The following is a 20,432-nucleotide window of genomic DNA, read 5'->3' as shown; positions in this document are numbered from 1 at the left end:
TAACCCGCTACTCGCTCCGGTCTCCGCCGGCCGACAGCGCGCAGATGCGTGATAGATAGGTGTAGGGTAGGCCGGTCTCCTCGGCCCAGGCGTTGAATTGCGCCTGCACCTTGGCGAGATCACCCTTCGATCTCACCTCTTCGGCAATGTCGAGACCTGCACCGCGCAGGCAGGCGACAACGTCCTTGGAGGTCACAAAACCGTCCCAGCCAACGAAGCGCAGCAGCATCTGGCCGGTGTTGCCCCCTAACCGGCTGCCGCGCTTGGTGAGGAGATCGAGCAGGCCGATCTCGTCGGACGATGGCCATTTCGCCAGAAACTTGCCGAAGCTGCCGTGCTCCTTCGCGATCTCCTGCACGAAAGCGGCATTGTCGCGCACCGACATGATCTTGGCGCCATTGCGTACGATGCGTGTATCGCGCAGCAGGCCTTCCCAATAATCCTCGGGCTGGAAGCTGAGCTTGGCCGGCTGGAAATGCAGGAAGGCGGCTTCGAAACCGGTCCATTTCGACTCGATCACGCTCCATGCAAAGCCGGCGCAGAACACCCGTCTCGTCATCTCGGCGAGGATGCGGTCGTCGCCGAGCTTCGCCAGCCGCTTGAGGTCTGGTCTTGCCGGCATCAACTTCTCCAGCGCCTTGGGCCCACCCTTGCGTTTCTCGGCGCGGGCACGAATGGTCTTGAAGGAGGTCATGCGGACAAGAGCGGTTGAGGGTGCGTCACGAGATCAGAATTCGATGATCTGGTCCAGTCCTGCGCGACCCGGTCGCCATGCGTGCCGCAGCGTGCTCTCGCACCGATGATCATGGCACCGCCGGCGATCGTCTCAGGCCAAGATCGATCACGCGCGTCCCATCATGCTCGCGAGAGCGCGGGCACTCCTCGGGCATGATCGCCTGGAGGCCGCCGAAACGGCGTTCGCGGCCGTGGAAAGCAGCGAGCGCTTCGGCGAGATCGCCCGCGTCGAATTCGGGCCACATCCGCTCTGTGAAGTGCAGCTCGGCATAGGCGCCTTCCCAGAGCAGGAAGTCCGACAGCCGCTTCTCGCCCGAGGTGCGGATGATGAGATCGACGTCGCGCAGGCTGGCCTCGCCGGTGACCAGTTGCGAGAACGCCTCGCGGGTGAGGCTGGTCAGCGCCGCTGCCTTGGCCGCGGCATTGAGGATGGCATCGCGCGCGGAATAGTCGACGGCGATGCGCAAATGCAGCGTGCTGCCATGGGCGGTCGCCTCTTCGGCACGCGCGATCGCGCTGGCGATGCCGTCGGGCAGACGGTCGCGACGGCCGATCACGGTTAGGCGCACGCCGTTCTTGACCAGGCTCTGCACTTCATTGGAAAGATAGAAGCGCAGCAACGTCATCAGCGCGGCGACCTCGGCCTTGGGCCTTCGCCAATTGTCGGTGGAGAAGGCGTAGAGCGTCAGCGTGCCGATGCCCTGCTTTGGCGCGGCCTCGACGATGCGGCGGATGGTCTCGACGCCGGTCTCGTGGCCGCGCAGGCGCGACAGGCCGCGCCGCGTCGCCCATCGACCGTTGCCGTCCATGATGATGCCAACGTGAAGCTTGTCGTCGAACACAGGCTTACTTTGCATTACAAAGTCTCCGGTCAAAAAAGGGGATCAAGCCGAAGCGAAGCCGAGACGGCCGAGCGGCGGGGCCTCGCGGCCGGCGGCCTTGGCGGCGTCGCGCACGAGGCGTTCGAGCACGGCGAGATAATCGAGGAAACGGCGGCGGCCGGACTTGGTAAGACGACAGGTCGTGTGCGGGCGATTGCCCTCATAACCCTTGGTCACCTCGACGAGGCCGGCCTCCTGGAGCACGGCGATGTGCCGGCTGAGATTGCCGTCGGTGAGGCCGCAGAGCTGCTTGAGGTCGGCGAATGCCAGCCCCTTGGGGTGCGCCATCAACGAGGTCAGCAGGCCGAGCCTCGCCTTCTCGTGGATGACGCGATCAAGCCCCTCATAGGAGAAGGGCGCGCTGTCAGACTTCGACATCATGGTCTCCGGATGCGAAATACAGAATGGCAGCCATCACCGACTGTCCGATCACGAAGGGCAGACCCATGGTCCATGGCGACAGCATCTTGGTCTGGCTCGCCAGCGTCACCACCGCAAAGCCGGACACGAAATACCAGGCGCCAACGAGCGCGACGGTGCGCGGCAGCGTGCGGACGGAGGCGAAGATGCCGAGCGACACCAGGATCTGCCACAAGCCGGGCAACAGCCACAGCGTTTCGGCCGCGAACTTCCACATCACCACCGCAAGCAGCACGCCGGCAGCGCCTGCCGGCAGGAACTGCTCGACCGCCTGGTAGATCATGGCATCGGCAAGACCGGAATGATGGCGGCGCGAGCGTGCGCGCATCTCGATCCCGATCAGGAGGCCGGAGAGCGCGGCGGCAATGAACCAGCCGGTGAAGAAGGCGAGCGGCTGGCTGGTGGGATCGCCGATCAGCCAGAATTGCAGGATCGCAGTGATGAGCGCGACGGCACCTGTCGCCGCCATAGTCGCCGGGCCGTAGCCGCGGAACGCGGTGCCCGCCGCGATCTGGCTGCGGATCGCCACGATATCGGCCAGTGCCTTGTCGAGATCGCGCATTGGCAATGCCAAAATCTCGTTCCGCTCATGCTTCCCGGGATCATTCCCGCCGCTTTGTATTGCAAAGTATATGGCACTGCAAAGTAAAGGCAAGCCCGAATGTCGCGGCAAGGAGATCTTGTCCGCGCGGGCAACTGCCGGTTGCGTTGCCGCTCCCGCCACGGCTAAGATGCAGCCAAAGCATTCCCGGGGGCTGGTATGTGGCTTAAATCGTTTGTCGTTGCGTCTTTGTTGCAAGTGGGTGTCATCAACGCCGCGCGTGCGGCGGGACCGTTCGGCTCCGTCAATGTCGGCAACTGGATCGGCGGCGCCTTCAGCAATGACCAAACGGGCGGCTTCTCCCATTGCGCTGCGACGACGCCCTATGCGAACGGCGTCATCCTCGTCGTCAGCCAAAACGCCGCCGGCACCTGGTCGCTCGCCTTTGCGAGTCCCGGTTACCGCTTCAACAAGGGCGAGAACGCCGCGATCGACGTGACCTTTGACGGGCAGGAGCAAGCTAGGCTGTACGCTACGGCGTATCAGTCCAACATGCTCACGGCCATTATGCCGCTCAATGTCGTGCGTACGTTTCAAAAGGCGAGCCTTATGGTGGCAACAGCCGGCCGCGCCGTACTGAATTTCGATTTGACATCGACCGGGCCGGTCATCGCGGCATTGGCCAATTGCGTGAGCAAGGTGAAGGCCGACGGGCTCGACAAGGCCGGCGACTTCACCAAGGGTGCGGCCAAGCCGGCGGCCACGGCGGAGAAGCAGGCGTCTCCGCCGGCTGGAAGCAAAGTTGCCAGGGCCAGGAGCGGCACCGGCTTTGTGGTCAGCGCCAGCGGGCATGTTGTCACCAACAATCACGTGATCAATGGCTGCGTCGGCGACATCAGGGGCAATCTCACCGGCGAGGCCGCAATGGTGCTGCGCGTCGTTTCGACCGACGCCAACAATGATCTTGCTCTCCTTCAGGCGCCGTCGCCGACGGCATTCAAGGACTTTGCCCGGATCCGCGACCGCTCGTTTCACTCCGGCGATTCCGTCGTCGCGATCGGCTTTCCCTACCACGGACTGCTCAGCTCGGACTTCACCGTGACGACCGGTATCGTGAGCTCGCTCAGCGGCATGCGCAATGACACGCGTTTTCTGCAAATCAGTGCACCCGTGCAACCCGGCAATAGTGGCGGCCCGCTGTTCGACACCACCGGCCAGATTGTGGGCGTGGTCACCGGCAAGATCCCCGGATTGCGCATCGCCGCTGCGACCGGCGATATTCCCGAGAACATCAACTTCGCCATCAAAACCGGCGCGCTACGCGATTTCCTCGACAATTCCGTGGTGCCCTACCAGACCGCCGAGCCGAAGGGCGAGCTCAAGACCACCGACATCGCCGGCAATGCCCGCGCCTACACGATGCTGATCTCGTGCAATGCGACCGAGCAGGCCGACGCGAAGCGGTAGAACGGCGGCTGGCGGCGTCCCACACGCCGCCATCGTCCCGACGAAAGCCAGGACGACATGGCTGAACGAGGCGGCCTCTCAGCCGTGACAGCACGCCTCCTTCGCCGCCTGCGGTTCGTACTCGTCGCGCAGGCGAACCCAGTCCATCGGATAGGGCAAACCGTCCTCGTGACGGCCGAGCGGCGTAAGGTCGAGGTACTGATAGGCGGCATTCATCATATCGAGGCCGCGGGCGAAGCATGAGTAGGTGTGGAAGATCTCGCCCGCCTCGTTGCGAAAGAACACGCTGATGCCGGGCAGCTCGGGTCCATAGAACGGCGTGGTGCCGAAATTGTACTTCGGCACGCCCTTGTCGATCTGTTCGCGCGTGAACGAGACTTCATAATCGTAGTTGAAGTCGTTGCTTCCCGAGGAGACCCAGTCGAAGGTCCAGCCCATCCGCTTTTTGAACGCGTCGAGCTTGGCAACAGGCGCGAGCGAGATCGCAACCATGCTGGTGTCGCGCGCCGCCAGGTGCGGCACCATGCGCTCGAAACCGTCGGCCCAGAACGAGCAGCTCTTGCAGGCGGCGTCCCAATCGGGTGCGAACATCACGTGCTGCACCACGAGCTGCGGCCGGCCCTTGAAGAGATCGCCGAGCGTCAGCTTGCCGTTCGGTCCGTCGAACACGTAGTTCTTGTCGACCTTGACCCAGGGCAATGCACGGCGCTCCTCGGCCAGACGCTCGCGGGCGGCAGTGAGCTCCTTTTCATGGGCCAGATGAACCTTGCGGGCGGCGATCCATTGCTCGCGCGAGACGATCTGATGTTGCTGCATGGTATCCTCCTCTGATCGGGGTGAGCCGACGAAGGCGTCGAGCTTGTCGAAGAACGAGCTCCAGCCGCGCAAATGATTGTCGCGGGCGGTTTCGTCGAAGAACTGGGCATGATGGAAGACCATCAAGGTGCCGGCGCTGTCCGGCTTCAGCGTGATCGTCACCAGCGATTCGCGTTCCGGCGTCGAATGCCAGGCCCAGGTGAAGACCAGCCGCTCGTTCGGCACGACGTCGCGATAGGTACCGCCGGCCTCGAAATATTCGCCGTCGTCACGGGTGAAGCCGATGCGAAAGCTGCCGCCGGTGCGAACGTCGAGCTCGGCCCGAAGCGTCGCCGGCTTCATGTTCGGCGGCCCGAACCATTGCGCTAGCTGCTCGGCTTGCGTCCAGGCCGCGTAGACCTTTTCCGGCCGCGCGCGGAGCCGGCGCGTGAGCGTGAGGCTTGGACTTTCCTTTGGGCGTTCGGTTGAGCATTCGGCGGCGGCTGCGTTGGCCATGTCTCTTCCTCCACAAAGGCGGCGAGGCGATCGAGATTGTCGGACCAGAATTGGGCGTAGCGATTGAGCCAGTTCATCGCCTGCTCCATCGGCTGCGCGGTGAGCCGGCAGGCGACCGTTCGCCCGGTCTTCTCCCGCACGATCAGACCCGCATCCGTGAGCACGTCGAGATGCTTCATGATCGCCGGCAGCGAGATCGGGAACGGTGCGGCCAGCTCGCTCACCGACAGGGCGTCCTGCTCGCCGAGCCGCGCCAGCAGGGCACGCCGCGTCGGGTCGGATAGCGCCGCAAAGGTCCGGTCCAGCGTCTCGTCCTGATACTTAACCATTAGGTTTAGTATAGCCGCGAACGGTGACGCGTCAAGCGAGAAAGCCCGCACGCGGTTCTGCACGAGCGCGTGATCAGGCAGCGGTCAGTGGGACGTGGGGCGCGGCTCGTACGGCGCGACGGCCCGCCTGCGGTGCACCCGCGGCTGCGGTTGCAGCGGCTGCAGCTGGCCGTAGCCGAAACGGGGATTGCGATCGCAGAACAGCAGCCGGCCGGAGACGCTGGCCTGACATTGTTCATAGGTGCTGTAGGCGCATTCACCGGGATAGTCATACTCGCCGCCCTGGGCACACCAGGGATAGTCGCGCGCGGCGGCTGGAGGAATGGCGGCGAAACCGGCAAGGACCGTCACGCCGAGCGTCAGCAGCGCCAATCGGATATTGCGCATGATCCAACTCCTCTCCTGCTGGCGTGAGATACGCCACCATCCTCATCAGGTTTGGTCGCGCCAATTTATTCCAGATCGAGTGTAGCGCGCGTAAGAAAAAAGCCCTGCCGGACGGCAGGGCTTCAAGCGCGTTGATCACAAGATATCTACTCGACCTTCAGGCCGGCGAACTCGACGACCTTCTTCCATTTCTCGGTTTCGGCCTTGATCTCCTCACCGAACGCCTCGGGCGTCTGCACCCGCGGCTCGCCGCCGAGCTCGACCAGACGCTTGGTCATGTCGGGCTCCTTCATCAGCGCGTTGACCTCATTGTTGAGCTTGGCGATGATCTCCTTGGGCGTGTTCTTGGGTGCGCCCATACCGAACAACGCGCTGGCCTCATAACCCTTGACGGTCTCGGCGATCGCGGGCACGTCGGGCAATTGCGCAGAGCGTTCCGTGGTGGTGACGCCGATTGCACGCAAGCTGCCGGAACGGATGTGCTGGATGATCGAGGGCATGTTGTCGAAGATCACCTGCACCTGGCCGCCGAGCATGTCGGTGATCGCGGGCGCCGCGCCGCGATACGGCACGTGCTGCATCTTGCAGCCGGTCATGGCCATGAACATCTCGCCGGACAGATGCACCGAGGTGCCGTTGCCGGACGAGGCCATGTTCACCTTGCCGGGATTGGCCTTCACATATTCGATGAACTCGGCGACGGTCTTGGCCGGCACGTCCTTGTTGACCGTCATCACATTCGGCACACGCTGGAACGAGGCGACCGGGGCAATGTCGCGCACGAAGTTGAACTTCAGGTTGGTATAGAGCGAGGCGTTGATGTAGTTGGCCGGGTTGACCAGCTGCAGCGTGTAGCCGTCGGGCTCGGCGTTGACGACCGATTCGGTGGCGATATTGTTGCCGGCGCCCGGCTTGTTCTCGATCACGAATTGCTGGCCTAGCCTTTCCGACAGCCGCTGGCCGATCAGCCGCGCCAGGATGTCGGTGGCCCCGCCCGGCGGATAGCCGACCACCCATTTCACCGGACGGGCCGGATAATCGGCGGCAAGGGCCTTGGACAGCGGGGCGGCTGCAAGCGGACTGGCGGCGAGCAGGCCCAGCGCGGTACGGCGAGTGATCATCTCAAGGGTTCTCCCAGTGTTGTTCTTGAAAGACGGATATCTTGAAAGTGGCGTCGGCGCGGTTGTAACAAAGCTTGCCGCAGGCGGAAAGTGCACGGGGCGCATCACGACGAAAGGATAAGACATGCCGGTCAAGGTTCATGCCCTGGATCATCTCGTGATCAATGTCGCCGATGTCGCAGTGACTGCGGAGTGGTACCGCAGGAATCTCGGCATGGAAGTCAAGGTGTTCGACCCCGGCGGCGGCAAAGCGCCGCGGACTTCGCTCGTATTTGGTGACCAGAAGATCAACGTGCGGCCGCGCGATGGCGATAAGGTGGAGTGGTTCACCGCGGACCACCCGACCGCCGGCAGCGAGGATCTGTGCTTCCTCACCTCCTCCACGCCCGAAGAGGTGATGGCGCATTTGCAGGCGCACGGCGTTGCGATCGAGGAAGGGCCGGGCCCGAGGCAAGGTGCCCGCGGCACGCTGCGCTCGGTCTATTGCCGGGATCCCGACGGCAGCTTGATCGAGATCTCGTCTTACGCGGAATAGGGCGCGCTCGTCGAGAGAGCGAGCGCTGGCTGTTCCATGCCGCCCCGCCGAGTTGCTCCCCGCGCTGTCCAATGGCAGGAAGACGCAATCATCCAAAGACAGCCGCCATCAAGATGCAGGGCTGCACGGGAGGACACATGACCAATCCACAGACCGCCGCCGGGATCATAGGCCCTTTCGACGGGCTCGACGTGCCCTGGCTGCTGAAGCTGCGCGCCGAGGTGCGCCACTCACATCCGTTCCTGATCTGGGCGCCGTTCGATGCGCCGGCGCGGCGCTGGAGCTATGGCGAGTTTCACGAGCGGGTCGGCGCGCTCGCGGCGGGCCTCGCCAAGCGCGGCGTCAAGCCCGGCGAATATGTGCTCATCCATCTCGACAATTGCATCGAGGCGATGCTGGCCTGGTTCGCCTGCGTCGAATTGGGCGCAATCGCGGTGACCACCAACACCCGCTCGGCGCCAGCCGAGATCGCGTACTTCGCCGATCATTGCGGCGCGGCCGCCGCGATCACTCAGCCGTCCTATGCGGAAGTCGTCGCGCAGAATTGCCGCAACATCCGCTGGATGGCGGTGACCTCACACGATGCGGGCACAGCGCCTGCGCAAGCGGTCGCACGCGGCGACAGTTTTGAATCCCTGTTCGCCGACAGTGCCGACCGTCCCAGGCGCGCCCCCGATCCGCTCGCGCCGTGCAGCGTGCAGTACACATCGGGCACGACGTCGCGCCCCAAGGCGGTGCTGTGGACCCACGCCAACACACTGTGGGGCGCCAAGATCAACGCCGCGCATGAAGACCTTCATGCCGGCGACGTGCACCAGACCTACCTGCCGCTGTTCCACACCAACGCGCTGGCCTATTCCATGCTGGCGACGCTGTGGGTCGGCGCCACTTGCGTGATCCAACCGCGCTTCTCCGCCAGCCGGTTCTGGCACGTCGCGCGCGAGCACGGCGCGACCTGGACCTCGACGATTCCGTTCTGCATGAAAGCGCTGCTCGAGCAGGAGATCCCGCACGATCACAAATTCCGCCTGTGGGGCAGCGCGATCAACGAGCCGCCGGCGTTCGCCGCGTTCGGCGTCAAGATCATCGGCTGGTGGGGTATGACCGAGACCATCACCCACGGCATCGTCGGCGAGGTCGACCAGCCCAACATACCCATGTCGATCGGCCGCGCCGCGCCGGAGTACCAGATCCGCATCACCGATGACGACGGCCGGCCGACGGAAGTCGGCGGCACCGGCAATCTCTCGATCAAGGGCATCCCCGGTCTATCGCTGTTCGCCGAATATCTGCACAACGAGAAGGCGACGCGCGAGAGTTTTGACGAGCACGGCTTCTTCCTTACCGGCGACCGTGTCGAACGGCTGGCGAACGGCTACATCAAGTTCGGCGACCGCGCCAAGGACATGCTGAAGGTCGGCGGCGAGAACGTCGCGGCCTCCGAGATCGAGCAGGTGATCGCGCTCGTTCCCGGCGTGCGCGAGGCGGCGGTGGTGGCGAAGACGCATCCGATGCTGGACGAGGTGCCGGTCGTCTTCATCATTCCGCAGGGCGGCGTCGCCGGTGCGGTACGCGATCTGCATGATCGCGTGATGGCGGCCTGCCGCGCCGGCCTCGCCGACTTCAAGGTGCCACGCGAGATCAGGTTCGTGGACGACATGCCGCGCTCGACGCTGGAGAAGGTGGCGAAGGCGGAGCTGCGCAAGATGGTGGAGTGACTTCACCCTCCCCTGGAGGGGAGGGTAAGCAGGCCGCGCGCCTCTGGAATTGCAGCGTCTCGCTTAGAACGATCCCAGCGCCACCGGGCGGAACGCCTGCAACAGCTGCTGGTCGAGCTTGCCGCCCATGCCTTCCATCATCGTGAACGCACGCGAGTGGGTGAATGGCATGCGGTAGGCGCGCTTCTCCACGAGAGCGGCGTAGATGTCGACGATTGTCGTCAGCCGCACGATGTCGCTGATCTGGTTCGACGACAGGCCGTTGGGATAGCCGGAGCCATCGAGGAATTCATGATGATGCAGCACCACGTCGAGCATCTCCGGCGGGAAGCCGCCTTGCGCGGCGAGCGCGTCATAGCCACGGCGGGGATGCTGGCGCACCTCGGTCATCTCCTCGTCGGTGAGCTTGCCGGGCTTGTCGAGCAGTGCGGAGGGAACGAAGGCCTTACCGACGTCGTGCAGCAGCGCGGCGCGAGTCAGGCGGCGCTGGTCGTCCTCGCGCATGCCGAGATGCTGCGCGAAGGCGACGGCAAAGCCGGTGACGAACAGGCAATGCCGATAGCTGCCGACATGGTGACAGCCGACCGTGGTGAGCCATTCGCGCAACGAGGAGTGCTTGATCGCTTTCAGAATCTTGCTCTCGGCGGCAATGACGTCGTCGAAGGTCAGGGGCACGCCGAGCGGAAGCTTCTCGAACATCTTTGCCAGGACGGCATGCGCCGCCTCGACGCCGCGGTTGAGCGTCTTGCCGCGGTCGGTCGCGTCATAGAGGGCGGTGTCCGGGAACGCTGAGCGGATGCGCTGAAGGATGGCGTCCGCCTGCAGCGGGCGCGAGATGGTGTCGGTGGCGCCCAGCGCCCAGGCCTGCATGGTGCCGTGGTGGAGGGCATCGGCGAGTACGAACAGGCGCGGCATCGACCGATAGGCGTCGCCGCGCAGCTTGTTGCGCACCCGCTGCACGCTCTCGGGCGAGCGCAGATTGATGTCGACGACGAGGCCGGAGAGATCCCGCGACGGCCTGTCGGGGATGTCCTGGGTCGTCACCGTCGAGACCTCGCCGACCGCTTTCAGGATGCTGACGAGCTCGCTGCTCTCGTCGCTCCGGTCGGAAGCGAGCAGAAGCCGGCGTTTGGCGGCAGGTTTGGCTGAGGCGTTCATGACTTCCCCAAAAGGGTACCGAGAGCACGTGCGTATTGGCCTTAAGCCTAAGCCGGATCAGGTTCTCTGGCCCTTAAGAGGCGTCCTCAATGGAACCCTGCGCAATTGGAGGCAATTTGAGGAATTTCCGCTGTGGGGCGGCTCCAAACAAAAAAGTCGAAAAACAACCCCATGCACAGTAGCGGGCCATTGAGGAATAAGGGGAATTTTGGGCGCCATAGCCACACCCTCCGCTGTCATCGCCCGGCTTGACAGCGACAGTGTGGAGGCGGCGCCAAAACAAATCCGCCGGAGGTTGCCCTCCGGCGGATCGTCTCAAGCTGTCTTGGCCAGCCTTACGCCTTCATGCTCGCCTTCACGGCTTCGGCCGTGATCGGCAGCGCCCGGACGCGGGCGCCGGAGGCGTTGAAGATGGCATTGCCGATGGCGGGCGCCACCACCGTCACCGCGGGCTCGCCGACGCCAGTTGCCTTCTCGCCGTTGGCGATCACGGCGACGGCGACCTCGGGCGTCTGGCTCATGCGCAAGGGCGTATAGCTGTCGAAATTGGTCTGCTCGATGCCACCGTCCTTGAGTGTCGCCTTCTCGTACATCGCCAGCGACAGGCCCCACAGCGCCGCACCCTCGACCTGGGCGCGGATGTTGTCGGGATGCACCTGGGTGCCGACGTCGGTTGCGACCGTGAGCTTCTTCACCGTCACCTCACCCGATGGCGCCACCGCGACATGGGCGACGCAGGCCGTCCAGCTCGCAGTCGCACGCTCCTGCGACGATACACAGGCCACACCCATGCCCTCGTCTTTCGGCAGCTGCTTGGTGCCATAGCCGGACAGTCCCATCGCGGCGAGCAGCGTGTTGCGCAGCCGCTGCGCGCCGCCGTCGTTCTTGCCGGCGCCATCGAGCAGCGAGATGCGGAACTGCGCGGGGTCTTTGCCCGTGGCCGCCGCGATCTCGTCGATCATGCTTTCGACCGCCCAGAAGGTCCAGCCCGGCGCCACCGAACGGAGCTGGCCGGACGGCGTGGCGTTGTGCGCGAGCTCGTTCTTGATCGCGCGCACATAATGGTTGGGCACGGTGTAGAAGAAGTCGGCCCCATTCACCGTGAAGGAATCGAGCGGGCCCTTCTTGTCGACCGACGGCGTCAGGAAGTCGGGGATTCCCCAGCGCGCGGTCGGCCAGGCCGAGACCACGTCGTGGCTGATCGCAATGAGCTTGCCATCGCCGTCCACGCCGGCCTTGACCTTTTGATAGGTAAGCGGGCGCGAGAAATCCATCGTCATGTCGTTCTCGCGCGAATAGATCACCTTCACCGGCTTGCCGACCGCCTTTGCCGCCTGCACCGCCGGAATCATCATGTCGGCATCGAGACGCCGGCCGAAGCCGCCGCCCAGCCACATCTGGTGCATGACCACGAATTTCGGATCGATCCCGGCTGCACCTGCAGCGATCGCGCCGGAGCGCGTCGCGAACTGGTTGCCGGAATAGATGTGCAGGATGTCGCCCTTGAACTCCGCTGTGGCGTTCATCGGCTCCAGCGGCGCGTGGATGTTGATGCTGGTGGTGTATTCGGCCTCCACCACCTTGGCCGCCGAACCGAGGGCTGCATTGGGATCGCCGTCCTTGACGAAGAACTGGCCGGAATCCTCTAACATCTGAAGCCGCTTGGCTTCATCGAGCAGCGACTGGCTCGACAGCTTGGCGTTCGGACCATTGTCATAGGCGATCTTCAGCGCTTGCGCCGCCTTCTTGGCGTTGGCGTAGGTGCCGGCCACCGCGACGACCCAGCCCGACGTCGTTCCGGTCTTGTCGTCGAGCGTGACGGCCTTGATGAAGCCCGGCACCTTCTTGGCGCCGCTGTCGTCGACCGATGTCACCGTGGCGCCGAAGCGCACCGGAGGCGTGACCACCGCGCCATAGACCATGCCCGGCAACATCACATCGATCCCGTACTTTGCCGTGCCATTGGTCTTTGAGGGGATGTCGAGCTGCGGCACCGACACGCCGATCATGGTGTATTGATCCGGCGTCTTCAGCTTGATCGCCTTCAGCTCATCCGGCGTGAAGGTTTTGGTCGCTTTGCCGCTCTTCACCACATCGGCGAACGACATTTGCTTCTTCGACTTCGGATGCACGATCATGGAATCGCGCACCACGAGCTCCGAGGCCGGCACACCCATGGCGGCAGCCGCGGCTTCCGTTAGTGCCATGCGGCCCGCGGCGCCCGCGCGGCTCATGGCGTCGAAGTTCATCATCGTCGACCAGCTGCCGCCGGTGATCTGCGCGCCCAGTACGGGATCATTGAACTTCGGGTCGTTGGAGGCAAGCGACACGCGCATGTCGCTCCACTTCGCGCCCAGTTCCTCGCAGACGATCTGCGCCATGGTGGAGGCGATATGCTGGCCCATATCGGCCTTGCCGCAGGTCACGGTGACGAGACCGTCCGGCGAGATCGCATACCAGACGCTCGGCTCGAAGTTCGAAGGCGCCGCAAGCGCGTCGCTGATGCCGGGCACGCCGGAATAACCGAGCACGAGACCCGTCGCGGCGGTGCCGACGAGGAAGGAGCGGCGGCTGAGATCGGTCGCCTCTGGGACGACGTTGTTCACGTGCTTATTCATGTGGGCCTCCGTTCGGTGGCCGTGGATGCGGTGCGCATCTCGGACGCGGCCCGCATGATCGCCTTCTGGATCCGCGAATAGGTCATGCAGCGGCAGAGATTGCCATCCATGTGAGCGACGACCTCTTCCTTGGTCGGATTGGGATTCTTCGACAGCAGCGAGGCTGCCTGCATGATCTGCCCGGACTGGCAATAGCCGCATTGCGGCACCTGCTCGGCGATCCACGCCTTCTGCAAGGGATGATCGCCCTTGGCGGAGAGGCCTTCGATGGTGGTGATCTTCTTGCCGGCGACGTCTCCGACCATGGTCTGGCACGAACGCACGGCTTCGCCGTTGACGTGCACGGTGCAGGCACCGCACAGCCCGGCGCCGCAGCCGAACTTGGTGCCGGTCATCTGCAATTGCTCGCGGATCGCCCAGAGGAGCGGCGTGTCGTTCGCCGCATCCACGGACAGACTCCGCCCGTTGATGGTGAGTGTTGGCATAGGCGTCTTCCCCTGCCGGTGCATGAAGCCGCTTACGGCGGCAACTTGTGCGGCGGACGCCCACCGGGCTGGCGTCGACCTTGACGGCGAGCATGATCGCGTTAACGCGCGGAGGCAAATGCAATTTGGAATGGGTCGAAAAAACCAGCTCTGCACTTGCTCGTTGTGCGCCGCGCCAAGGACGCGGTGCAGCCACTGGACACAACAGCAAGCGCATCCGACATGCGAGCCCGTAGGCTTGGTGGCGTCCGAGGATGGCCAAACGGTCACCTACGGCCCGGTCACGCTCGGCACCATTGCTTATCGGGCGGATCAATTAAGAACGCCAAAGCGCTGTGGACCTTGGGGACAACGCTGCGCGTTGCCCCCAGGGTCCACAGCCCCAACAACAGCAGGCCTGAACGAAACGAGAATTGTGTTACCCATGTCGTCGGTTTGAACTGTTACCCATGTCGCCGGTTGCTCAGCGCGAAGCGCCGGATGAGGGGTATCTCTCGGCTCGCGAGACTGTTTGTGAGGGGAGAACCCCTCACCCGGCTTCGCTGCGCGAAGCCACCCTCTCCCACAAGGGGAGAGGGTGCACCGTTATCGCGGCGACGAAACCAGAAACAACAGGGCGGGAGCAATGCCAAGGATCGATCGAGACGGCGTCGGAATCTACTACGAGGTTCATGGTGAGGGGCCGCCGTTGCTGCTCACTCACGGCTATTCATCGACATCGGCGATGTGGCATGGGCAAATCGATGCGCTCGCGAAAAACCACAAGCTCGTGCTGTGGGACATGCGCGGCCACGGCCAGTCCGATTACCCCGATGATCCCGACGCCTACAGTGAAGCACTCACGGTCGGCGACATGGCGGCGATCCTCGATGCTGTCGGCACTGAGCGCGCCATCATCGGGGGTCTCTCGCTCGGCGGCTACATGTCGCTTGCGTTCTATCGCGCCTACCCACAGCGCGCCCGCGCGCTGCTGATCATCGACACTGGCCCGGGCTTCAAGAAAGACGATGCGCGCGAGGCCTGGAACGCGCGCGCGCTTGCCACCGCCGACAGGCTCGACCGCGAAGGCCTTGACGTCCTCAAATCGGCGACGCGCGAGCGCGCCACCGCCAGCCATCGCAACGCCAACGGGCTGGCGCTCGCCGCACGCGGCATGCTGACCCAGCGCGACGCGCGCGTGATCGAGCTATTGCCCGACATCACGGTGCCGTTGCTGATCGTGGTCGGCGCCGACGACACGCCGTTCCTGGCGGCGTCCGACTACATGGCGGCAAAGATCCCCGGCGCACAAAAGGTCGTGATCCCCGCCGCCGGACACGCCGTCAACATCGATCAGCCCGAGGCTTTTGTTGACGCGGTCGCGCCTTTCCTGAAGAACTTGCCGGGATAGGCCGGTCAATCGAGGACGCAAGACCATGATGCGAGGGATCTTCGCGGTGGGCGCAGTCGTGTCGCTGCTGGCGTCGGCGGCGCAGGCCGAGCCGTTCGGCACCGTGCCGCCGCGCCGACCGTTCCTCGCAACCTTGTCGAACAACACGCCGCTCGCCTTCGGCATGGATGCCGAACAGACCGCCCGTGCCCTCGGCCAGCCGCTGCAATATGTGCGCGGGCGTCCTGGCGACGAAATCTATCTTGCTTTGCGCAACATCGGCGGCAGCCGCTTGATCCCCAACCGCCACCGCCTGTTCCTGCAATTCCGTCACGGCCGGCTGGCAGGATGGAAGGAGGATTACGGCGAGAACTGGATGTGGGAGTGAGGTGGACCTCCCCGTGGTGAGGAGCGGCGAAGCCGTGTCTCGAACTAAAGGCCCCGCGGCGACATCTCGGCCTGGCATCCTTCGAGACGCGCTGACGCGCTCCTCAGATGAGGGGAAATAGCTTTCGGATCGAAGACCAACCAAGAAGGACAACCTGCGTGGGACAAGATATCAAGCTGACGGCTTCGGACAATTTCCAGCTGGGCGCCTATCGCGCCGATCCCGCAGGCACCGCGAAGGGCGCGGTGGTGGTGATCCAGGAGATCTTTGGGGTCAATCACCACATCCGCTCGGTCTGCGATCGGCTCGCCAAGGAGGGTTATGTCGCGATCGCGCCGTCGATCTTCGATCGGACCGCGCCGAATTTCCAATCGGGCTACTCGCCCGACGAGATCGCGGAGGCGCGCAAATTCGTCGCCAATCCGGACTGGGCCGCGATGCTGCGCGACACCCAGGCGGCGATCGATGCGGCGCGGGGTGCTGGCCCGGTCGGCATCATCGGCTTTTGCCTTGGCGGCAGCATCGCCTTCCTCGCGGCGACGCGGCTGTCGGGCCTCAAGGCCGCGATCGGCTATTACGGCGGCGCGGTGGTGCGCTTCGCGGACGAGACGCCGAAGGTGCCGACGCAGCTGCATTTCGGCGAGAAGGATGCCGGCATTTCCTTGACCGACGTCGACGCCATCAAGGCGAAGCGGCCCGATGTCGAAGTCTTCGTCTATCCGGGCGCGCAGCATGGCTTCCATTGCGACGAGCGGGCAAGCTACGACAAGGCCAGCGCCGACATCGCCTGGCCGCGCAGCATGGATTTTTTCGCAAAGCATTTGAAGTAGAGCACAGCATTTCTCTCTCCGTCATCCCGGGGCGCGCGGAGCGCGAGCCCGGTATCCATTGTGCGTCAGGGTTAGTGGAAGAATGGATTTTGCGCTCGCGACGTCGTTGCGCCGCGGACATGACGGAGAGAGCGGAAATCGGGTGGCTGCATCAGGCCGCGCGGCGATAGAGCTGGCCGATCAAGCCAACTCGCTCCGGAGCTTCGCCATGCAGCAAGCCATCACGCACCTCATCCGTCGCAATCCGTTCGGAACCATGGACGTGCCAGAGCCCGATGATTCCGAAGTGAGGAACTATGCCGCGACGGCCACGCTGTCCGGCGATGCCGCGGACGCCAACGCGGCGGCGTGGGCAATAGCCGCTTCGCCCTCCGATCCGCTCGAGGGCTGCTGGCAGAGCCGCTGGAATGGCGGCGCCGATCCGACCATTGCCGGCGATACATCGGACAGATGGAAAGAAGGGCGCGCGGAAATCCGCATCACGGGAGGCCGCATCTACCTGCGCTTCGACTGGGACAACGGCCGCCGGCACGGGCTGATCGATGCGGCGCGGGAGGGCGCGGATCGCCTGGTCGGCAAGTACATCAACCTGACCACGCCGGCGATCACACGGCCATGGGTCGGGCGCGTGGTCGACGATACGCGGATCGACGGGTGTTTTCCGAACGGGCGGCTGGATTTCCGAAGGTGAAATGCGGACGTAGCGCCCCCACTCTCACCTTCGTCAATTCTGGGACGCGCCGACAGGCGCAGACCCGGAAAGATCCATCTTGCCACAGAGTTGGTGGAGGAATGGATTCCGGACTCGCGCTCACGTGCGCCCCGGAATGATGACGGAGATAGTCGGCTGAAACCTAAAACCAGCGCTCGCCGACGAACACGGTGTCACCCGGCGCCAAGGGCGTGCCGAGCGGGACGACGGCGCGCATAGCGCCGCCAGCTTCGGTGTGCGTGACCGTGACCACATCGCGCTTGGCGCGGGGCGAGAAGCCGCCGGCGATGGCGACCGCGCTTTCGACCGTCATATTCGGCACGTAAGGATATTGGCCGGGCGCGAGGACCTCGCCGAGAATGAAGAACGGGCGATAGGCCTCGATCTCCACGGCGACCGAGGGCTCGCGGATATAGCCGTTGCGCAGGCGTGCGGCGATTTCGCCGGCAAGGCCCGCCGTGGTGCGTCCGCGCGCCGGCACCGCGCCGATCAGCGGCATGGTGATGGAGCCGCCGGCATCGATCGCATAGCTGTTGGTGAGACCTTCCTGGCCGTAGACCACGACGCGCAGCTTGTCGCCAGCATCGAGATGGTAGGAAGAGTCATAGCGCACCGGCGCCGCCATGGGCACGGCATAGCCGACCGGCATGGGCGCGGGCGACGAGGCGAAGGAATTGCGCAGCGCGCCGATGGCGCCGCCACCGTCGGCGACGACAACGGGCTGCGGCGCGCCATAGGGCTGGCCGTAGGCCATGGAGTCGAGATCGGGGCGCGGCTGCATCACCGCGACCGGGCCGGCGGTCTGCATGCAGCCGCCAAGGGCAAGCGCCGCGGACGCTGCCAGGGACGCTGCCAAACTCGACCATCGAAACGCGCGTGCAACCGGCACCGGACCCATCCCTCGAAACGAGACAGCTCCAGTCTTGCACCGGTTATGGTTAATAAAGCGTTTCGTACCCTCGCCTGGAGGTTGAGAGCGGGTTCCTGTGGCCATCCTTCGAGACGCCCGCTTTAGGCGGGCGCCTCAGGATAAGGACGGAATGCGTGGCAGCAGTGTCAACGGGCCGTGCTGCTTAGCCTCATCCTGAGGAGACCGCGAAGCGGTCGTCTCGAAGGACGAGGCCTGCGCTCCGGCGTTGCGAGAAGTCATATGCGATGCTCTACCCTCCAGAGGGCGGGTAAGCGCAGCACGCTTCGACCACTTTCAATTACGCGCTCACACCGACTCCAATCGGGCAGGACACGCCGGTGCCCCCTAAGCCGCAATAGCCGGCGGGATTCTTCGCCAGATATTGCTGATGGTAGTCCTCGGCGAAATAGAATGCGCCGGCGGGCGCGATCTCGGTGGTGATGTCGCCGAGACCCTTTGCGGTAAGCGCCTTCTGATAGAGCGCTCTCGATTCCGCGGCGGCCTTCTTCTGCGCGTCGCTGAAGGTGTAGATCGCGCTGCGGTACTGCGTGCCGACATCGTTGCCTTGGCGCATGCCCTGCGTCGGGTTGTGGCTCTCCCAGAATGTCTTCAAGAGCCTGTCGTAGGAGATCTTGTTGGGATCGAACACGACCAGCACCACTTCGGTATGGGCGGTGCGGCCCGAACAGACCTCTTCATAAGTTGGGTTCGGCGTGTGGCCGCCGGCATAGCCGACGGCAGTCACATGGACGCCATCGCCGAGCTCCCAGAACTTGCGCTCGGCGCCCCAGAAGCAGCCGAGGCCGAATACCGCCTGCTCGAGACCGGGGGGATAAGGCGGCTGCAGCTTCGCACCGTTGACGAAATGGGTGGTCGCAGTCGGGATGGCTTGCGCACGGCCCGGCAGCGCCTCAGTTGCGCTCGGCAATGCGGTGGTCTTGCGCATGAACAGCATGATTGGGTCTCCGCAACGAGCCGTCCGGTCCATGAGACAAGCGCTCAGGCGGCGAGCTCGCGATCAGTGGGGAATATAAGCATCTACGCAGCGAGAGGTAGCTCTGTTACGTGGCCCGCGCGCGCTCAATCCCGAGAATAGCCGATCAGCGGTTTCCGGGGGCGGAACAGGATCATCAGCAGGATGCCGAGAACGCCGAGAACGGCGAACACCGGCTGATCCAGCACCAGGCGGATCACCGAGGTCCAGAGCCAAGGCGCCTTGGCCTCGACCCAGGTCCGGAACGCGGTCTGGCTGGCCTGATTGATATCGTTCCAGAACTGGTCGAACCGGGTGAACTTGAGGGTCTGGTCGGCCACCCAGCGGGCGCCGTCATAGACCATGAAGATGAACCCGCCGGCGAGCAGCAACAGCCCAATAAGTCGGAAAAAGCCGCGGATCATGCCTCACCTACGATGGTCGTCCGACCGGACGGCCTTGCGGAACGTCGCCAGCCAATAGCCGGGCGACGGCAGAAATTCAACCTCTTCAGAGCGTTAGGGCCCGCCTCCAGCCCGTTCGCGGCCGCTTTTCCAACTCCCGAAAGCGTTGACGGTGCCGAAGACCCTCTCTATAAGGACGCCAACTGGCGGTGGGCGCAATCCTGCCGCCGCTGTTCTTTGAGCAATTGCAGGCACCTTGAGCTTAAGACTCTTTGGAGCCTCAGAGACGACCGCAAGGCCGTCGCTCATGTTCCGGGAACGGCCCAGCAACCGAACACCCTAAATCCGAGCGTCGATTAAGCGGTCAAGCAGCCGGCGCTACCCGACCAAGACGCGACCGGTACCGCAAAGGACATTGAGACCATGGCCAATACCACTTCCGCCAAGAAAGCGACGCGCAAGATCGCCCGCCGCACCGCCGTCAACAAGTCGCGCCGCACTCAGATGCGCGGTGCCGTGCGCACCGTCGAGGAAGCCATCAAGACCGGCGATCGCGCCGCTGCCGTGAAGGCGCTGGCGAATGCCGAGCCGGCGTTGATGCGTGCCGCGCAGCGCAACATCATTCACAAGAACAACGCCAGCCGCAAAGTCTCGCGCCTCACCGCGCAGATCGCCAAGCTCGCGAAGTAATCGGCGTGATCTGATCGGCCCGACCCGATCAGCACGTCAAACAAAGCCCGGCATCGCGCCGGGCTTTTTTGTTGATTCACGCAAGCAGTGACGCCATTGCTCGATCTTCGCATTGGAAGATCTGGATCGTCTGCACTATTCTTCGTACCGTAATTCTACCTGCAGATGTTCTGCAACAGCGGAAACTTTCACCGCGTTGCAAAAACCCCTGCGCTGCCGGCTTGAATTGAATCCGCGAGTGACGAAAGTTCTACACACCGTAGATTCACAGGAACGCACGTCGGCGTGGAGTTACCCTGCAAAACGAGACTCAAAAAACGATGTCTCGCTAATCACTTATCGACATAGTGATCGCAAGCGTTTGGAAAAATCGCCGGCACGTCAGGGGCGTGACGAATTTGTAAAAAAATATTGGCGGTGGCGGAGAATTTGTCACATGAGGCGCGGCGT

22 protein-coding genes and 1 pseudogene are annotated in these 20,432 nt (G+C 64.0%); 8 read left to right on the top strand and 15 right to left on the bottom strand.

The window, feature by feature from the left end; translation table 11 throughout:
• Window positions 1–7 precede the first annotated feature (7 nt).
• The 4 genes from IVA92_RS05800 to IVA92_RS05785 all read right to left on the bottom strand — a co-directional run bounded on the left by IVA92_RS05800 (window position 8) and on the right by IVA92_RS05785 (window position 2,598).
• A complete protein-coding gene (locus IVA92_RS05800; protein WP_247282012.1) occupies window positions 8–694 on the bottom strand; it encodes a DNA-3-methyladenine glycosylase I in 687 nt (228 codons plus the stop codon).
• A gap of 109 nt (window positions 695–803) precedes the next feature.
• A complete protein-coding gene (locus tag IVA92_RS05795) occupies window positions 804–1,592 on the bottom strand; it encodes a di-trans,poly-cis-decaprenylcistransferase (RefSeq protein WP_247282013.1) in 789 nt (262 codons plus the stop codon).
• 27 nt (window positions 1,593–1,619) lie between these two features.
• The gene (locus IVA92_RS05790) at window positions 1,620–1,994 is read right to left on the bottom strand and encodes a transcriptional regulator (protein WP_247282057.1); all 375 of its coding nucleotides are present in this window, start codon (window positions 1,992–1,994) and stop codon (window positions 1,620–1,622) included.
• Window positions 1,981–2,598 (bottom strand): hypothetical protein, encoded by a 618-nt coding sequence (locus IVA92_RS05785; RefSeq protein WP_247282014.1) that lies wholly within the window; start codon window positions 2,596–2,598, stop codon window positions 1,981–1,983. The genes IVA92_RS05790 and IVA92_RS05785 overlap by 14 nt, the downstream gene beginning before the upstream one ends.
• Window positions 2,599–2,796: 198 nt before the next feature.
• On the opposite strand from IVA92_RS05785, the gene IVA92_RS05780 reads away from it, so the two are divergent.
• A complete protein-coding gene (locus tag IVA92_RS05780; RefSeq protein WP_247282015.1) occupies window positions 2,797–4,044 on the top strand; it encodes a serine protease in 1,248 nt (415 codons plus the stop codon).
• Window positions 4,045–4,122: 78 nt separating this feature from the next.
• Here the strand turns inward: IVA92_RS05780 and IVA92_RS05775 are convergent, their stop codons facing one another.
• The 5 genes and pseudogenes from IVA92_RS05775 to IVA92_RS05755 all read right to left on the bottom strand — a co-directional run bounded on the left by IVA92_RS05775 (window position 4,123) and on the right by IVA92_RS05755 (window position 7,192).
• Window positions 4,123–4,860: a DUF899 domain-containing protein gene (locus tag IVA92_RS05775; RefSeq protein ID WP_247282058.1), complete on the bottom strand. Its 738-nt coding sequence runs from the start codon at window positions 4,858–4,860 to the stop codon at window positions 4,123–4,125.
• An 87-nt stretch (window positions 4,861–4,947) separates the two neighbouring features.
• Window positions 4,948–5,214: pseudogene (locus IVA92_RS05770) on the bottom strand (SRPBCC domain-containing protein); the annotation flags it as partial.
• Between the two features lie 11 nt (window positions 5,215–5,225).
• Complete coding sequence (locus IVA92_RS05765; RefSeq protein ID WP_247282016.1) at window positions 5,226–5,684, bottom strand: metalloregulator ArsR/SmtB family transcription factor; 459 nt, start codon at window positions 5,682–5,684, stop codon at window positions 5,226–5,228.
• A gap of 84 nt (window positions 5,685–5,768) precedes the next feature.
• Entirely contained in the window at window positions 5,769–6,071 is a 303-nt protein-coding gene (locus IVA92_RS05760; RefSeq protein ID WP_247282017.1) for a DUF3551 domain-containing protein, read from the bottom strand.
• A 146-nt stretch (window positions 6,072–6,217) separates the two neighbouring features.
• Entirely contained in the window at window positions 6,218–7,192 is a 975-nt protein-coding gene (locus IVA92_RS05755; RefSeq protein ID WP_247282018.1) for a tripartite tricarboxylate transporter substrate binding protein, read from the bottom strand.
• Between the two features lie 124 nt (window positions 7,193–7,316).
• On the opposite strand from IVA92_RS05755, the gene IVA92_RS05750 reads away from it, so the two are divergent.
• Together IVA92_RS05750 and IVA92_RS05745 are read left to right on the top strand one after the other, a co-directional pair.
• Window positions 7,317–7,727 carry a VOC family protein gene (locus IVA92_RS05750; RefSeq protein ID WP_247282019.1) on the top strand — a complete coding sequence of 137 codons (411 nt, stop codon included), beginning with the start codon at window positions 7,317–7,319 and terminating at the stop codon, window positions 7,725–7,727.
• A 137-nt stretch (window positions 7,728–7,864) separates the two neighbouring features.
• Entirely contained in the window at window positions 7,865–9,445 is a 1,581-nt protein-coding gene (locus tag IVA92_RS05745; protein WP_247282020.1) for an ATP-dependent acyl-CoA ligase, read from the top strand.
• 63 nt (window positions 9,446–9,508) lie between these two features.
• Here the strand turns inward: IVA92_RS05745 and IVA92_RS05740 are convergent, their stop codons facing one another.
• From IVA92_RS05740 to IVA92_RS05730, 3 genes are all read right to left on the bottom strand, one after another.
• Entirely contained in the window at window positions 9,509–10,603 is a 1,095-nt protein-coding gene (locus tag IVA92_RS05740) for an HD domain-containing phosphohydrolase (RefSeq protein ID WP_247282021.1), read from the bottom strand.
• 335 nt (window positions 10,604–10,938) lie between these two features.
• Complete coding sequence (locus IVA92_RS05735; RefSeq protein ID WP_247282022.1) at window positions 10,939–13,221, bottom strand: molybdopterin cofactor-binding domain-containing protein; 2,283 nt, start codon at window positions 13,219–13,221, stop codon at window positions 10,939–10,941.
• Entirely contained in the window at window positions 13,218–13,706 is a 489-nt protein-coding gene (locus tag IVA92_RS05730) for a (2Fe-2S)-binding protein (RefSeq protein WP_247282023.1), read from the bottom strand. The genes IVA92_RS05735 and IVA92_RS05730 overlap by 4 nt, the downstream gene beginning before the upstream one ends.
• Window positions 13,707–14,331: 625 nt before the next feature.
• Between IVA92_RS05730 and IVA92_RS05725 the strand changes: the two genes are divergently transcribed.
• The 4 genes from IVA92_RS05725 to IVA92_RS05710 all read left to right on the top strand — a co-directional run bounded on the left by IVA92_RS05725 (window position 14,332) and on the right by IVA92_RS05710 (window position 16,984).
• A complete protein-coding gene (locus IVA92_RS05725; RefSeq protein ID WP_247282024.1) occupies window positions 14,332–15,096 on the top strand; it encodes an alpha/beta fold hydrolase in 765 nt (254 codons plus the stop codon).
• Between the two features lie 25 nt (window positions 15,097–15,121).
• Complete coding sequence (locus IVA92_RS05720; RefSeq protein WP_247282025.1) at window positions 15,122–15,463, top strand: hypothetical protein; 342 nt, start codon at window positions 15,122–15,124, stop codon at window positions 15,461–15,463.
• 158 nt (window positions 15,464–15,621) lie between these two features.
• A complete protein-coding gene (locus IVA92_RS05715) occupies window positions 15,622–16,293 on the top strand; it encodes a dienelactone hydrolase family protein (RefSeq protein ID WP_247282026.1) in 672 nt (223 codons plus the stop codon).
• A 208-nt stretch (window positions 16,294–16,501) separates the two neighbouring features.
• Window positions 16,502–16,984 (top strand): hypothetical protein, encoded by a 483-nt coding sequence (locus IVA92_RS05710; protein WP_247282027.1) that lies wholly within the window; start codon window positions 16,502–16,504, stop codon window positions 16,982–16,984.
• Between the two features lie 163 nt (window positions 16,985–17,147).
• Here the strand turns inward: IVA92_RS05710 and IVA92_RS05705 are convergent, their stop codons facing one another.
• From IVA92_RS05705 to IVA92_RS05695, 3 genes are all read right to left on the bottom strand, one after another.
• Entirely contained in the window at window positions 17,148–17,894 is a 747-nt protein-coding gene (locus tag IVA92_RS05705) for a polysaccharide biosynthesis/export family protein (protein ID WP_247282028.1), read from the bottom strand.
• 319 nt (window positions 17,895–18,213) lie between these two features.
• Complete coding sequence (msrA, locus tag IVA92_RS05700; protein WP_247282029.1) at window positions 18,214–18,870, bottom strand: peptide-methionine (S)-S-oxide reductase MsrA; 657 nt, start codon at window positions 18,868–18,870, stop codon at window positions 18,214–18,216.
• Window positions 18,871–18,995: 125 nt separating this feature from the next.
• Entirely contained in the window at window positions 18,996–19,313 is a 318-nt protein-coding gene (locus IVA92_RS05695; protein WP_247282030.1) for a hypothetical protein, read from the bottom strand.
• 402 nt (window positions 19,314–19,715) lie between these two features.
• Between IVA92_RS05695 and rpsT the strand changes: the two genes are divergently transcribed.
• Window positions 19,716–19,982, top strand: coding sequence for a 30S ribosomal protein S20 (gene rpsT / locus IVA92_RS05690; protein WP_027549990.1), 267 nt, complete (start codon window positions 19,716–19,718; stop codon window positions 19,980–19,982).
• Window positions 19,983–20,432 lie beyond the last annotated feature (450 nt).

Source organism: Bradyrhizobium sp. 154, from assembly GCF_023073875.1.
In the GTDB taxonomy this organism is placed as follows: Bacteria; Pseudomonadota; Alphaproteobacteria; order Rhizobiales; family Xanthobacteraceae; genus Bradyrhizobium.
Note: the sequence above shows the minus strand (reverse complement) of the source record. Positions and strands in the feature narration are given on the sequence as shown.